Genomic DNA, 14,840 nt, shown 5'->3' on the forward strand with positions numbered 1-14,840 from the left:
ACTCTCTCCTTACTTTTCCCTGTTGACCAAATTGAGGAACGCAGCTCCGCGCACCCCACCGGCGTCGCCGTAGCGAGCCTTTTCAATCCGCGGCAGCTTGGCCACCCGCAACAGATGCGCCGGCAAACGCTGCGGTAATTCCTGGTAGATCGCTTCAAAGTTCGACAACCCGCCGCCAATCACCACCAGATGAGGGTCGATGATGGTCAGCAGATTACCCAGACATATCGCCAGCACGTCCATAAAACGTTCGACATGAGCCACGGCCTGCGGCTCACCCGACTGATAATGCGCAATGATCTGCTGCGCAGGCAAGTGTTGCTGGTAAAAGTGAGCGTACATCCACTCAAAACCGCGGCCGGAAATGTAATTTTCGATGCAACCCTGATGACCGCAACCACAGGGAACGCGAGGTATATCACGGCCCAGCACCTCAAGGGCATCTACCGGCAGGCGGAAGTGGCCGAATTCACCAGCGATATAGTTACGCCCGGAAACCACCTTACCCTCGACGATCAACCCGCCGCCAACCCCGGTGCCGAGAATAATGCCCAATACGGTGGGATAGTGACGGAACTCTTCGTCCCAGGCTTCCGACAGTGCAAAGCAGTTGGCATCATTATCAATGCGTACTTCACGACCAATCAATTCAGCCAGGTCATGCGGCAGCTTCTGCCCCATCGCCGCCGGCACGTTGGCAGTAAACACGGTGCCGTCGTCATCGTTGGGCAGGCCCGGAATGCCGATGCCGACCATGCCCTTCTGGCCGCAGAACGCATCTGCTTCAAAGGTCAGGTCGCGCAACGTCGCCAGCAGTTGCTGATAATCTTCACGCGGCGTCGGCACTCTTTTTTGCCAAATGCGCTGCAGGTCTGCGTCGAATACGCCCAGCTCAATCTTGGTGCCGCCCATATCGAAACCGTAGTACATAACCCACCCTCAGGCTAAAAAAATGGGGCGGCATCTCTGCCTCCCCTGATTTTGATTATTGTCCGCTCAACACTCGTGCCGGATCGATACGGCTGGCACGCCTGGCCGGATACCAGCTAGCCAACAGGCTGAGTACCAGCGCGGTCGCCAATACAATCACCACGTCCAGCCAGTGCAGTTCGGAAGGCAGGAAGTCGATGAAGTAAATATCTCCCGACAGGAATGAGTGCCCCATCAGTTTTTCCAACCCTTTGATGATATTGGTCAGTTGCAGCGAGGCGATCACCCCGACCACTACGCCACTGACGCTGCCCACCAGCCCGGCCAACAGGCCGTACCAAATAAATATGGCGCGGATAAACCCGTCTTTGGCGCCCAGGGTGCGCAGCACGGCGATATCGCCGCTCTTGTCCTTCACCGCCATTACCAGCGTAGAGACGATATTAAAGCAGGCAACACCAATCACCAGCACCATCGCCAGATACATGATGGCGCGGATCATCTGGATATCGCGGTACATATAGCCGTAGGTGCCAATCCAGCTCTTGATGTAAACGTAGGAGTTGGTGACCTCACCGGCGTCACGCACCAGTTTGTTGGCGGCAAACACATCATTCACCTTGATGGCTATGCCGGTCACGCTGTCACCCATATCCAGATACTGCTGGGCATCGGCCAACGGCACCATCGCCAGGCTGTGATCAAGCTGCCCACTGAGCTGCAAAATTCCGGTCACATGCAGACGAATACGTTTCGGCTGCAACAGCTTCATTTGCGGATCGCTGTTGGGGATCATCACCGTCACATAACTGCCCTGCTTGACGCCAAGGGCATCGGCAACCCCCTTGCCGAGGATCACCTGTTGCTCACCGCTTTTGAAATTGGCCCAGGCATCGCCCTGCACGTATTTCGGCAGCGCACTGAGCTGGTTTTCCTGCTGAGGATCAACGCCTTTGACACCGACCGCACGCAGCTGCGCGCCATTTTCCATCAGGCCGGTAAAGTTGATATAGGGGGCGGCAGCCAAAATGCCGGGCACCTTCTCCACCCGTTGCAGAATCGACGACCAGTCTTTAAATGGCTGTTTCACCGGTTCGATTTCACCGTGCGGCACCACCGCCAAAATGCGGTTTTTCAGTTCGCGCTCAAAACCGTTCATGGCACTCAGGCCGACGATCAGCACCGCCACGCCCAGCGCAATACCGATAGTGGAGATCACCGAAATCAGTGACACCATACCGCCACGCTTGCGCCCACGGCTGAAACGCAGGGCCGTCAGAAAGGAAAGTGACGCGCCTGCCATTACTCAGCCCCCAACAGGGTCAACTGGGCCTGCAGATGGCCGTCAGTCATTTCCAACTGGCGACTGAGGCGCTTGGCCAATTGCAGGTCATGGGTCACCACCAGGAACGCGGTGCCCTGGCGCACGTTCAGTTCACCGAGCAGATCAAAGATACTGTCGGCGGTGCGTTTGTCCAGGTTGCCGGTGGGCTCATCCGCCAAGACCAGAGACGGATTATTGACCAGTGCACGGGCAATCGCCACGCGCTGACGTTCACCGCCGGACAGTTCTGAAGGCCGGTGCTTGCTGCGTTTTTCCAGCCCGACCGCCGTCAGCATTTCCAGCGCCTTTTCCTGTGCTTGCGCCGGTTTCATGCCGCCAATCAACAGTGGCATGGCGGCGTTTTCCAGGGCGGTAAAGTCCGGCAACAGGTGGTGGAACTGGTAGATAAAACCAAGCTGGCGGTTGCGCAGTTCTGCCTTGGCCGCCGAGGACAACGTATTCAGCGACTGGCCCTTGTAGACAACCTCGCCGGAGGTTGGTGAATCCAGCCCGCCCAACAGGTGCAACAGAGTACTTTTACCGGAGCCCGAGCTGCCGACAATCGCCATCATCTCGCCCGGCTGCATGGCAAAGCTGACATTACGCAGTACGTCGGTATGCAGGTTGCCTTCCTGATAAGTCTTGCACAGGTTGTCGCACTGCAACAAAAGATGGTTACTCATAACGTAAAGCCTCAGCGGGTTGTACGGCGGCAGCGCGCCATGAAGGGTAAAGCGTGGACAACAGGGAAACCGCCATCGCCGCTACGGCAATGACCGTCACCTGCAGCGGATCAACCGCCACCGGCAACGATGCGCCGTCAATCAATGCGCCGAGGATCGGCATCAGGTTATTAAGATTGCTGGCCAGTAACACCCCGAGCAGCGTGCCGAGCAGCGAACCAATAATACCGGCGCTGGCACCTTGTACCATAAACACCGACATCACCTGTCGACGCGTCAGGCCCTGGGTCTGCAAAATAGCCACTTCGCCCTGCTTTTCCATTACCAGCAGGCCAAGGGAAGTAATAATGTTAAATGCCGCCACCGCCACGATCAGGCTAAGCAACAGCCCCATCATGTTCTTCTCCATACGTACCGCCTGGAACAGCTCCCCCTTGCGTTCGCGCCAGTCTTTCCATTCGGTACCCTGCGGCAATTTCTGTTGGCTGAGGGTATCCACCGTCAGCGGCTGCTGCAGGAACAGGCGCCAACCGGTGATATTGCCGGCCGGATAGCGCAGCAGGCGCGACGCGTCCTGCTGATTGACCAGCATCTGGGTACCGTCTACTTCACTATTGGCGTGGAAGGTGCCAATGACGGTAAAGAGACGCTGGATCGGGATACGGCCCATCGGTGTGAACTGGCTGGCGCTCGGCACCATCACCCGCAGCGGATCGCCACGTTTAACGCCCAGTTGCCCGGCTAACTGTTCGCCGATGATGATGTTGTATTGGCCCGGCTGCAGCTGTTGCTGTTTGACGTTCACCAGAAACGGCGTCAGCGGATCGGCTTCGTCCGGGTTCACCCCCAGCATCACCCCCACCGCTACGCTGCGGGCGCTTTGCAGCACCACGTCACCGGTCGTCAAGGGCGCAACGCGGCTGACGCCCTGCAGGCCCTGCACCGCCGATGCCGGGATTTGTTGCGGGTTGATTGACCCCTGCGGGCTGGTGATCAACGCCTGCGGCATCAGGCCGAGGATGTTGTTCTCCAGATCCTTTTCAAAACCGTTCATCACCGACAAGACGGTAACCAACGCCATCACCCCCAGCGTAATGCCGATGGTGGAAAGCCAGGACACAAACCGCCCGAAGCGGTCTGAAGCCCGCCCGCGCATGTAACGCAGGCCAATGAATAACGCGACAGGTTGATACATGAAATCCGTTTTGTTGCCGTAGCTTAAGCGAAAGTGATCAAGGATAATAAAGGCTATACCCCGTTTAGGGAACCACCCTGACGCCTTTTATTCCGCCGATCGCGCATTGCGCCGCAGCATCTGCCCCAGAGCTTTGAGTAAGGGCGCTGCCTGCTGAACCCATTTCAATCGGGGGCGAATGTATTCGCTCCCCGCGTGTTATAGCTCGCCATCGAAAACAGTCGGGCTCGCACTCCGCGCAAATTTTTGCTCGCACTGACTGCTATTGTGAAGTTGGGCGCAGACTTACGATAACTGCAACCATGGAGAGTTGTTATGTGAAGTTGTATACAACCTGAACAATGCCCGTTTTCTCACCGGTCAAAACGCCAACATAAACCGTTTCTTGAAGGTCGGGTCCCTGCCAGCATGATGCGTTTAAATCACATTCATCCTGTTTTATGTGTCTGATTAAAAGGTCTGAATCCCGTCTGAACAGCAGTGGAGAGCAAGGGTGGCAGGAACAGCCCCCTGATCGCGCGCGCATCGGAACGGCAGCGTGGGAGCGGGATGAACATACAAATCTGAAGCCTGCCAAAAGTTATCAAAAATCTAAATGGGCCTCACATAATGAAGAAAAACAAGAATGCCAGTGCTGTCATGATTCCTGTTGCCCATGTCCACTTTTTTGACTTTTCAAAGTAAAAAAAGACTATCTGGGATATGAATAGAAAGAACAACAGTAGTCCGGAAAAAACCTTTCCATTATGACTACTATTATTGAGTGAACCTTGAGGAATCACCGGATCCATATCGTATACAACATCGTATTTATCAACCATAGATAAATAAATCACTGTTATGCACAGTAGATAAAACATAACAAATGAAATTCTAATAAATTTTTTCATACCGCTATAATCCTATCACCAGACCAGCCTATTAAAGTGTTGCCAATTTCTGACAATAAAATCACCATACCCCGTATTTCCTTTGATACTTTCCAGACTCGGGTTGGTGCCTCGGTTATATCTGGCTCCAATAATTTTCACATCATTCATACTGATCCGAGCGGGTAACTTGTCATAGTCGGCAAGTTGGCGTAAGTGCATAGCCACGAGGTTGATATTATAGGTGTCTTTTTCAAGGCACTGCGACAGTGAGCTGAGTTCTGATGTACTCATCTGGTCTGCATTGAGGCCCATAGTGTTAGCGGCTGTACGCAGTTGCATACTGACAAACCCAAACGAGGTTTTAGCCGGTGGAGAGGTTACCGTGAAATTACGGTCGATATAGGCTGGTCCGCTCCAATCTATGACGCGAATCTCAAAAGCAAAACGATCTATAATATTCGGATCACCGCCCACCTCAATCCAACAGACACCAGCGAGTAATTCTGGAGGAAGTTTATAGCGAAGAGCAGCCGATCTGATAAGCGAACTATGTTTTTTGACCCAGGCGTCTTTAAAACCTCTGGCATAGAGCCTGCCGCCGCCGAATCTTTCAGGAAGAATTTTCCAGCGGAGTACATCAAGAAAAGTCCAGGAAGGCGATTTTGTCATCATCCTGCATTGTTCAAAGTTGCGCATATCCATATAAAAATCTCCATTAATGGTGCTCTAACGCTCCTACGTCTGCGGTCAAGGCGGCCAAGTTTCTTCACCAGGGTGACATCGCTTTCCTCCACCTTCATACTCAGCAGATCCAATCCTTCCCGGTCAGTAGAATTGCCGGATGCCTTGTCGGTAAAGATACGGTTGGTTTTCGCTCCAGCGTCCTTGAGGGCCTTAATCTGAATATCGAGTGATTGCTGGCTGATTGAGACCCGCGCATAACCAAAAAGTCGCATAAAAATGTATTCTCAATCAAGTATCAGACAATGAGTGTCTGTTATCATAAAAAAACGATTTAATGGACATACAAACGGCACTGTTTTTTATGTGAAGTTGTATACAACCTGAACAATGACCGTTTTCTCACCGGTCAAAACGCCAACATAAACCGTTTCGTGAAGGTCGGGTCCCTGCCAGCATGATGCGTTTAAATCACATTCATCCTGTTTTATGTATCCGATTGCATTTAAGTATGAATCAATTCTGCTAGTGTCATCGGTACCATAAAACTTTACTGCGCTAACATGTTTTGCTGGCCCCGTGACGTTCGTGAAATTAAAGTCATAATATTCAGAAATACGCGGCATATCTTTCAAAATATCGGGAGTATAAAATTCGTACTCTCGTTTATCCTGTTCGGTATAGTTAGCGAAACCGGCAAATTCCATTTCTATATAAGGCCAGGCATATACCACCGCAGCGGCAACTACGACAACAACTATAGAGAGTAATTTTAATGAGTTACGCATAAGGCAATACTCCACCTTTTGCTTTATCAATGTATGAACCATCAGCACTGGTAATACTGACAATCCCGGACAGGAAGTCACTCCAGGGCCTGACTGTCTTCATAAAATTAGGCAACACACCTTTACGAAGTCTGGCGTTGGGATATTGCTCCGGGTCAGGAAATAAAAGAGGCGTAAAACTTTCATTTTTGAAAGAACCCACCGGGCCGTAATAATCCCATCGTTTGAGGGCCTCTTCCTTGCTGACTGGCCGCAACAAAGGGAAAGGATTTTGGATGGCTACCACGCGGTAAAAACCCAGTAAATCAGACACCAAATCCTCTCCGCTAAATCCGCTGTCTGTAGCCAGGCTTATAGGGAATGATGCCTGTAACCCTTCGAACTTCCGGGCTAACGACATCATCATCGCCAGTGCAATGCTTTTGCGTTCGAAATCCGAGCGCCCGCGTTTAATTCGCCAGGTAATAAACTTACCCATTTTCATGGTTTTGGTCGGATCGGTCATGGACTGCGAATAGGTAACTTTGTAATACTCCTTGCCGGATGACTCTCCAGAGTCAATATTCCGCAACAAATTCCTGATATCAGTTCCCTGCGCATGCCCTAAATCAATCCATCCGAGTACCTCTGTATAGACCAATCCATAACTGAGGTCATTGCTACGACGACCGTCTACAATTTCATTACGTTGACTCATCCCTGACCCTTTCCCTGTTTAAACTGATTGATTTTAACACAGGGAAAACTATTACATGGCAAGGGGTTACTTTTAAGAAAAGTGACCGCGATATCTTCCCGACTTACCCTTGCTGCAAAGTCGTACTAAGTTAGACGTTCATTTGAGCCTACCCGAAACAGACAGCCCAATGAGACATTTTCCGTTTGCCGTTATTGCGCGCCCCAAAAGCGGATAAATACGAGTTGGTGGGATTTCGAAAGCGAGTGGTTACAGCTGGGGTAATTGAGTGACGCTAACGACGCTGCAACTTGAAAGACGACGGATATCGCGCTTTTACCTGTGTCAGTTTACTGCCCAGTGGGCTAGTATTACCGGGTAAAGGCGCAGCGTGATTTGTGCCAGGGCGAAATTTAACACATTGATTAAAGATACCTTCATGAGCATCTCCGATAACCGTAACCGTTCTGCTTCTTCTTCATCCTCCCGTTATTCCCTGCCTGAGCGCGCGGGCGATTTGCGCCAGTTGGGGCAACTGACCGGCTCGGCCTGTGCCGTGGAATGCGCCGAGATTGTCGAACGTCACAACGGGCCGGTGATGCTGATCGCCCCGGACATGCAAAATGCCCTGCGTCTGCGCGACGAAATTCAGCAGTTTACCGATCAAATGGTCACCACGCTGTCCGACTGGGAAACCCTGCCCTACGACAGCTTCTCGCCGCATCAGGAAATCATCTCCGCCCGTCTATCGAGCCTGTACCATCTGCCGACCATGGTGCGCGGCGTGATCATTCTGCCGGTCAATACCCTGATGCAGCGCGTTTGCCCGCACGAATTCCTGCACGGCCACGCGCTGGTGATGAAAAAAGGCCAGCGCCTGTCGCGCGACAAGCTGCGTGCTCAACTGGAGCAGGCCGGCTACCGCAGCGTTGATCAGGTGATGGAGCATGGTGAGTTTGCCACCCGCGGTGCCCTGCTTGATCTGTTCCCTATGGGCAGCGAAGAACCTTACCGCATCGATTTCTTCGATGACGAGATCGACAGCCTGCGCACCTTTGATGTCGACAACCAGCGCACGCTCAGCGAAGTCGATGCCATCAACCTGTTGCCGGCCCATGAATTCCCAACCGACAAAAATGCCATCGAGCTGTTCCGCAGCCAGTGGCGTGAGCAGTTTGAAGTGCGCCGCGACGCCGAACATATTTATCAGCAGGTCAGCAAAGGCACCTGGCCGGCCGGTATCGAATACTGGCAGCCGCTATTCTTCAGCCAGCCACTGCCTTCGCTGTTCAGTTACCTGCCGGACAACACGCTGATCGTCAATACCGGTAATCTGGAGAGCGCCGCCGAACGCTTCTGGCAGGACGTCAACCAACGCTATGAGAGTCGCCGCGTCGATCCTATGCGTCCGCTGTTGGCACCGGACAGCCTGTGGTTACGGGTTGATACACTGTTTGGTGAACTGAAAGCCTGGCCGCGCATGGCGCTGAAAACCGAAGAGCTGCCTGCCAAAGCCGGTAACACCAATCTGGATTACCGCACACTGCCGGATCTGGCGGTACAAGCCCAGCAGAAAGCGCCACTGGACAGCCTGCGCCATTTTATTGAAAGCTTCGACGGCAGCATTATTTTCTCGGTCGAAAGCGAGGGGCGCCGTGAAACCCTGCAGGATCTGCTCGGCCGTATCAAACTCCGCCCTTCACTGATCCAGCATCTCGATCAGGCCGAGTCGGCGGGCCGTTACATGATGGTCGGCGCCTCCGAGCGCGGTTTCCTCGACGGCATGCGCAACCGGGCCTTGATCTGCGAAAGCGATCTGCTCGGTGAACGCGTCAGTCGCCGTCGACAGGACAATCGTCGCACCATCAATACCGATGTTCTGATCCGCAATCTGGCGGAGCTGCACCCTGGCCAGCCGGTGGTGCATCTGGAACACGGTGTTGGCCGTTACGTTGGCCTGACCACGCTGGAAGCCGGTGGCATCAAGGCCGAATACCTGATCCTGTCCTACGCCGGTGAGGATAAACTCTACGTTCCGGTTTCTTCGCTGCATCTGATCAGCCGTTATGCCGGCGGTGCAGATGAAAACGCGCCGCTGCACAAACTGGGCGGTGATGCCTGGTCGCGTGCACGGCAAAAAGCCGCCGAGCGGGTGCGCGACGTGGCGGCAGAACTGCTGGATATTTACGCCCAGCGCGCCGCCAAAACCGGCTTCGCCTTTAAACATGACCGCGAACAGTATCAACTGTTCTGCCAGGCCTTCCCGTTTGAGACCACCCCGGACCAGGAGCAGGCGATTAACGCCGTGCTGAGTGACATGTGCCAGCCACTGGCCATGGACCGTCTGGTATGTGGTGACGTCGGCTTCGGCAAAACCGAAGTGGCGATGCGTGCCGCCTTCCTGGCGGTGGAGAACGGTAAACAGGTCGCGGTACTGGTGCCAACCACCCTGCTGGCGCAGCAGCATTTCGACAATTTCCGCGATCGTTTCGCCACCTGGCCGATCCGCATTGAGATGATGTCGCGCTTCCGCAGTGCCAAGGAACAGCAACAGGTGATGGACGATGCCGTCGACGGCAAAGTGGATATCATCATCGGCACTCACAAACTGCTGCAGAGCGACCTGCGCTGGAAAGATCTGGGGCTGCTGATCGTCGATGAAGAACACCGATTCGGCGTGCGCCACAAAGAACGCATCAAGGCAATGCGTGCCGATGTGGATATTCTGACGCTGACCGCGACGCCGATCCCGCGCACCCTGAATATGGCCATGAGCGGCATGCGCGACCTGTCGATTATTGCCACCCCACCGGCCCGCCGCCTGGCGGTAAAAACCTTTGTACGTGAGTACGATAGCCTGGTGGTACGTGAGGCGATCCTGCGTGAAGTGTTGCGCGGCGGCCAGGTTTACTACCTGTATAATGACGTTGAAAACATCGAAAAAGCCGCAGCCAAACTGTCGGAATTGGTGCCGGAAGCGCGTATTGCCATCGGCCACGGTCAAATGCGTGAACGCGATCTGGAACGGGTGATGAACGATTTCCACCACCAGCGCTTTAACGTACTGGTCTGCACCACCATTATTGAAACCGGCATCGACATTCCCAGTGCCAATACCATTATCATCGAGCGTGCCGATCGCTTCGGACTGGCGCAGCTGCACCAGCTACGTGGCCGCGTCGGACGTTCGCACCATCAGGCCTACGCCTATCTGTTGACGCCGCCCCCTAAAGCCATGAGCACCGACGCCCATAAACGCCTGGAGGCCATTGCATCACTGGAAGACCTGGGTGCCGGCTTTGCCCTGGCCACCCACGATCTGGAGATCCGTGGCGCAGGCGAACTGCTCGGTGAAGACCAGAGCGGCCAGATGACCACCGTGGGTTTCTCGCTGTATATGGAACTGCTGGAAAGCGCGGTGGACGCACTTAAAAACGGACGCGAGCCTTCGCTGGAGGATCTCACCAGCAACCAGACCGAAGTGGAGCTGCGCATGCCGGCCCTGCTGCCGGACGATTACATTCCAGACGTCAATACTCGCCTGTCGTTCTATAAGCGCATCGCCAGCGCGAAAAACGACGGTGAACTCGAAGAGTTGAAGGTGGAACTGATTGACCGCTTTGGCCTGCTGCCGGATCCGGCGCGTAATCTGCTGCAAAGCGCGGCGCTGCGTCAACATGCGCAGTTACTGGGCATCAAGCGCATCGAAGGTAATGAACGCGGTGGGTTCATTGAGTTTGGCGAAAAAAATAAGGTCGACCCAGGCTATTTAATTGGGCTATTGCAAAGCAATCCGCAGATCTATCGCCTGGATGGGCCGAGCAAGCTGAAGTTTATGCTGGATCTGACCGATCGCCAGAAACGCCTGAAGTTTACCGAAGAGCTATTGACCGCATTCCGCGAGCATACGCTGGCAGCCTGAGCCAATAACCCCTTCTGAGTTAATCAGGAGGGGTTATTGCTGCCGAAAGCCGCCCCCAGGGGCGAAAACGGCATCAGCCGGCTGCAAACCACCTGATTTTTCCCGCCACGCTTGGCCTCATACAGGGCTTCGTCCGTCACCTCTATCGCTTTATCTATCGCCATACCGGGCAAATACAGTGAGGCACCAATAGAAACGGTGATCTGTGTTTCGTGGCCTCCATCGAGCAAAAATATCGTTGTCTCCACGCTGTGACGAATGCGTTCCGCTACCCCACCGATAATCTTCGGATCATAGCTGGCGGTGATCACCATAAACTCCTCGCCGCCATAGCGACCGACAAAATCTTCGCTGCGCACGTTGTTTTGCAACAACTGTCCCATCTGGGTCAGCAACAGATCCCCGGCCAAATGACCATAGGTATCATTGATACGCTTGAAATTATCCAGATCGAGGATCATCAACCCGCAGGGACGCCGTTGTGCATGTTGCAACATCAGGCGATAGTCGACGCTGGCACGGTTACCAAGATGGGTCAGGCTGTCGGTGGTGGCCTTGTCGCGCATGGCGAAATAGGCGTGGATATGCCGCTCCTTGAAGTTCAGCGCATGGTAGCAAATCGCCAGGCACAGGGCGGAAATGGCCTGATACAGCAACGCGTCCAGCCACAAGGTACGAATATCGACCAAAAACAAAACCACCAGGATGCGGTATAACGCAATCAGACCTATGGTCAGATAGAACACCCGGTTCGACTTTTTCAACCAGACCCGCGACAGCAACAAGGGAATGATGATCGAGCCGATAAACAGGTTATCGACGGTAAACCCGCCGCTCACAACCAATAACATCAGATAGCACGCCATTCCACTGAGCGCACCGCCAAAGAAGGTCACCAATATCATTGGGATCATCACGAAGCTGTAATGGACGTTATCAATCAACTCCAGCCGATCCTCGTTCAGAAACAGTATCGCCATCCCGGCCAGCAGGCCAAAAATCAGGCGTTTCCATGCTTCTGACTGATATGAAAAAGGAGCATTTTTGCTGAGGGCAACATAGCTGACCGACAGCGTGGCGTAGGTGATGCAAGCGTCGCTATAAAGAGTGGGCATTGACGCAACGTAAGTCATAAATATTCGCTATGCTCCGCGGAAATTACAGGGTGATTAAGCAATAAATATTGAGCACCAATCCCTGTCTCATCCATTTCGGCATGGAACATATTACTCAGATTAATAATAGATTAGCAGTTCTATGTTATTTCCAAGGTATCTATCCCACCAGCCCGGTTCAGGATAGTCTGTTAGTCACCTAGAGAGGAGCAACCACTATGAATATCGATGATGATTTGCAAGCGCTGACCAAACAGGAAGCGACGTTGACCTTCAGTCACTTTGACCATAACACCGCATGGGAACTGGGATCGGCATTGAAATCCGCTGCAGAACGGGGCCGCCTGTCCATCGCCATCGAGATCCAGCTTGCCGGGCAAACGCTGTTTTATTATGCCATGCCCGGCACCACGCCTGATATTGCGGACTGGGTACGGCGTAAACGCAACCTGGTGAATCACTTCCACAAAAGTTCTTACGCTATCGGCCTGCGTCTGCAGCAACGCCAATCGACGCTGGAAGAGCGCTATGGACTGAGCGTACGCGACTACTCGGCGCACGGCGGTGCCTTTCCGATTAATTTAGCCGGGCTCGGCTGCATCGGCACCATCAGCATTTCCGGCTCGCCGCAGCTCGAGGATCATAATCTGCTGGTCAGCACCCTGGCCCACTTTCTCGGCTTATCCCTGCCGGCAGTGCATTAAGCGATAAAACTCACGCTATTCTCCTTAGGCTGGCCGCCAGAGTCGCGACCAGCCTGCCGTCTGATATTAATTACTGTTTTGAAAGATTATACTTTCATTTTCACGCAGCGCATTGATGTATATCTAGGAATCACCGCCACAACTGGCGTATGGTGTCTATCAGCTATTCGAGACGGACCGCAACCGGCCCGCCATTCCGTTCTCTTTTATAGACTTGGTTTACACCCCAGATGAAAACGCATGAAATTAACGGCATTCGGCCGTTCAGCGCCCTGATTGATGCCTGTTGGCGAGATCCCTATTCCCTGCAACGCCTGCTAAAAGACGCCATCGCCGGCGTTACCGTTGGCATTATCGCCATTCCCCTGGCAATGGCGCTGGCGATTGCCAGCGGCGTTCCTCCCCAATATGGGTTGTACACGTCGGCGGTCGCCGGGATTGTGATCGCCATTAGCGGCGGCTCGCGTTACAGCGTTTCCGGGCCTACCGCCGCCTTCGTGGTGATTTTGTATCCGGTTTCACAGCAGTTCGGCCTCTCTGGTCTGTTGATCGCCACCCTGCTTTCCGGGCTGTTTTTGGTGCTCATGGGGTTGGCACGTTTCGGCCGGTTGATTGAATATATTCCCCTGTCGGTGACGCTGGGCTTCACCTCCGGTATTGCCATTACCATCGCCACCATGCAGGTGAAGGACTTTTTCGGTCTGCAATTGGCAGAGGTGCCGGAACACTATGTGGGCAAGGTCTATGCCCTGCTACAGGCGCTGCCCACGCTGGATATCGGCGATACGCTGATCGGTGCGGTGACCCTGTTGATCCTGATATTCTGGCCGAAACTTGGCCTGAAGGTGCCGGGCCATTTGCCGGCGTTGCTGGCAGGCACGGCGGTGATGGGCATTCTGGCGCTGTTTGACCACCCGGTGGCAACCATTGGCTCTCGTTTCAGCTACCTGCTGGCCGACGGCACGCAGGGCCAGGGCATCCCGCCCATTTTGCCGCAGTTGATGCTGCCATGGGATCTGCCTGCCGGGGACGGCAAGCCGATGGCGCTGAGCTGGCAGACCATTTCCGCCCTACTACCGGCGGCATTCTCTATGGCCATGCTGGGCGCAATTGAATCCCTACTGTGCGCCGTGGTGTTGGACGGCATGACCGGCAAGAAACACAACTCCAATACCGAGCTTATCGGCCAGGGGGCGGGCAATATTATCGCACCGTTCTTTGGCGGCATAACCGCCACAGCCGCCATTGCGCGTTCCGCGGCCAACGTGCGTGCCGGGGCCACTTCGCCGGTATCTGCCATTATCCATGCACTGCTGGTGCTATTGGCGCTGCTGGTATTGGCCCCCTGGCTGTCCTGGCTACCGCTGGCGGCAATGGCGTCGCTGCTGCTGATGGTGGCCTGGAATATGAGTGAAGCCCATAAGGTGGTTTATCTGCTGAGGCGGGCACCGAAAGACGACATTCTGGTGATGCTGCTGTGCCTGTCGCTGACGGTGCTGTTTGATATGGTGATTGCCATTACCGTAGGCATAGTGCTGGCTTCGCTGCTGTTTATGCGCCGCATTGCACGCATGACACGCTTGAGCGAACTGAGCGCCGAAAATGGCCGCCTGGTGCTGCGGGTGAACGGTCCATTATTCTTCGCCGCCGCCGAACGCATTTTTAACGAGTTGCTGGTGCGCAGTGAACGTTATGACGTGATTGTCTTGCAGTGGGATGCGGTACCGGTACTGGATGCCGGTGGCCTGGATGCGCTACAGCGCTTTATCGAAGCGCTGCCGCCTGGCAAGCAATTGGCGATCACCGATATGCCGTTCCAGCCGTTGAAAACGCTGGCACGAGCGCGGGTACAGCCGATTGAGGGGAAACTGCATTTCTACGCAACGTTACCCGAAGCCCTGGCCGACCTAGACGCCTAAAAAACAAAAAGCCCGACAAGTCGGGCTTTTT

Annotated in this window: 11 protein-coding genes and 1 pseudogene; 3 read left to right on the forward strand and 9 right to left on the reverse strand. The window is 54.2% G+C overall.

What is annotated here, in order from left to right; genetic code table 11:
- Positions 1 to 9 precede the first annotated feature (9 nt).
- The 8 genes and pseudogenes from nagK to OCH02_RS08010 form a co-directional block, all read right to left on the reverse strand.
- The gene (nagK, locus tag OCH02_RS07975) at positions 10 to 930 is read right to left on the reverse strand and encodes an N-acetylglucosamine kinase (RefSeq protein WP_261430690.1); all 921 of its coding nucleotides are present in this window, start codon (positions 928 to 930) and stop codon (positions 10 to 12) included.
- A gap of 55 nt (positions 931 to 985) precedes the next feature.
- Positions 986 to 2,233, reverse strand: coding sequence for a lipoprotein-releasing ABC transporter permease subunit LolE (lolE, locus tag OCH02_RS07980; RefSeq protein WP_261430691.1), 1,248 nt, complete (start codon positions 2,231 to 2,233; stop codon positions 986 to 988).
- The gene (gene lolD / locus OCH02_RS07985) at positions 2,233 to 2,937 is read right to left on the reverse strand and encodes a lipoprotein-releasing ABC transporter ATP-binding protein LolD (RefSeq protein ID WP_261430692.1); all 705 of its coding nucleotides are present in this window, start codon (positions 2,935 to 2,937) and stop codon (positions 2,233 to 2,235) included. Before lolD ends, lolE begins: the two co-directional genes overlap by 1 nt.
- Positions 2,930 to 4,132, reverse strand: a complete 1,203-nt coding sequence (gene lolC / locus OCH02_RS07990; protein ID WP_261095060.1) for a lipoprotein-releasing ABC transporter permease subunit LolC — start codon at positions 4,130 to 4,132, stop codon at positions 2,930 to 2,932. Before lolC ends, lolD begins: the two co-directional genes overlap by 8 nt.
- 905 nt (positions 4,133 to 5,037) lie before the next feature.
- Positions 5,038 to 5,706, reverse strand: a complete 669-nt coding sequence (locus OCH02_RS07995; protein ID WP_410001240.1) for a hypothetical protein — start codon at positions 5,704 to 5,706, stop codon at positions 5,038 to 5,040.
- Between the two features lie 41 nt (positions 5,707 to 5,747).
- Positions 5,748 to 5,960, reverse strand: a pseudogene (locus OCH02_RS08000) (recombinase family protein); the annotation flags it as partial.
- An 87-nt stretch (positions 5,961 to 6,047) separates the two neighbouring features.
- On the reverse strand, positions 6,048 to 6,473 hold the full coding sequence (locus OCH02_RS08005) for a hypothetical protein (RefSeq protein WP_261430693.1): 426 nt from the start codon (positions 6,471 to 6,473) through the stop codon (positions 6,048 to 6,050).
- Positions 6,466 to 7,170, reverse strand: coding sequence for a hypothetical protein (locus OCH02_RS08010; protein WP_261430694.1), 705 nt, complete (start codon positions 7,168 to 7,170; stop codon positions 6,466 to 6,468). The genes OCH02_RS08005 and OCH02_RS08010 overlap by 8 nt, the downstream gene beginning before the upstream one ends.
- 418 nt (positions 7,171 to 7,588) lie before the next feature.
- Between OCH02_RS08010 and mfd the strand changes: the two genes are divergently transcribed.
- Positions 7,589 to 11,071, forward strand: coding sequence for a transcription-repair coupling factor (gene mfd, locus OCH02_RS08015; protein WP_261430695.1), 3,483 nt, complete (start codon positions 7,589 to 7,591; stop codon positions 11,069 to 11,071).
- Between the two features lie 23 nt (positions 11,072 to 11,094).
- On the opposite strand, the gene OCH02_RS08020 is transcribed toward mfd, so the two are convergent.
- On the reverse strand, positions 11,095 to 12,204 hold the full coding sequence (locus tag OCH02_RS08020; RefSeq protein ID WP_261430696.1) for a GGDEF domain-containing protein: 1,110 nt from the start codon (positions 12,202 to 12,204) through the stop codon (positions 11,095 to 11,097).
- A 200-nt stretch (positions 12,205 to 12,404) separates the two neighbouring features.
- Here OCH02_RS08020 and OCH02_RS08025 point away from each other — a divergent pair, with 200 nt between their 5' ends.
- Entirely contained in the window at positions 12,405 to 12,890 is a 486-nt protein-coding gene (locus OCH02_RS08025; RefSeq protein ID WP_261430697.1) for a heme-degrading domain-containing protein, read from the forward strand.
- A 230-nt stretch (positions 12,891 to 13,120) separates the two neighbouring features.
- A complete protein-coding gene (dauA, locus tag OCH02_RS08030) occupies positions 13,121 to 14,809 on the forward strand; it encodes a C4-dicarboxylic acid transporter DauA (protein WP_261430698.1) in 1,689 nt (562 codons plus the stop codon).
- The last annotated feature ends 31 nt before the right edge of the window (positions 14,810 to 14,840 follow it).

It is taken from the genome of Serratia quinivorans (assembly GCF_946227985.1).
GTDB classification, from domain to species: Bacteria; Pseudomonadota; Gammaproteobacteria; order Enterobacterales; family Enterobacteriaceae; genus Serratia; species Serratia quinivorans_A.

What these genes read in the sequence shown, in the direction of transcription:
- dauA (WP_261430698.1), top strand. Translation starts at nt 13,121, where the DNA reads ATGAAAACGCATGAAATTAACGGCATTCGGCCGTTCAGCGCCCTGATT.
- mfd (WP_261430695.1), top strand. Translation starts at nt 7,589, where the DNA reads ATGAGCATCTCCGATAACCGTAACCGTTCTGCTTCTTCTTCATCCTCC.
- lolE (WP_261430691.1), bottom strand. Translation starts at nt 2,233, where the DNA reads ATGGCAGGCGCGTCACTTTCCTTTCTGACGGCCCTGCGTTTCAGCCGT.
- OCH02_RS08005 (WP_261430693.1), bottom strand. Translation starts at nt 6,473, where the DNA reads ATGCGTAACTCATTAAAATTACTCTCTATAGTTGTTGTCGTAGTTGCC.
- OCH02_RS08010 (WP_261430694.1), bottom strand. Translation starts at nt 7,170, where the DNA reads ATGAGTCAACGTAATGAAATTGTAGACGGTCGTCGTAGCAATGACCTC.
- OCH02_RS08025 (WP_261430697.1), top strand. Translation starts at nt 12,405, where the DNA reads ATGAATATCGATGATGATTTGCAAGCGCTGACCAAACAGGAAGCGACG.
- nagK (WP_261430690.1), bottom strand. Translation starts at nt 930, where the DNA reads ATGTACTACGGTTTCGATATGGGCGGCACCAAGATTGAGCTGGGCGTA.
- OCH02_RS07995 (WP_410001240.1), bottom strand. Translation starts at nt 5,706, where the DNA reads ATGGATATGCGCAACTTTGAACAATGCAGGATGATGACAAAATCGCCT.
- lolD (WP_261430692.1), bottom strand. Translation starts at nt 2,937, where the DNA reads ATGAGTAACCATCTTTTGTTGCAGTGCGACAACCTGTGCAAGACTTAT.
- lolC (WP_261095060.1), bottom strand. Translation starts at nt 4,132, where the DNA reads ATGTATCAACCTGTCGCGTTATTCATTGGCCTGCGTTACATGCGCGGG.
- OCH02_RS08020 (WP_261430696.1), bottom strand. Translation starts at nt 12,204, where the DNA reads ATGACTTACGTTGCGTCAATGCCCACTCTTTATAGCGACGCTTGCATC.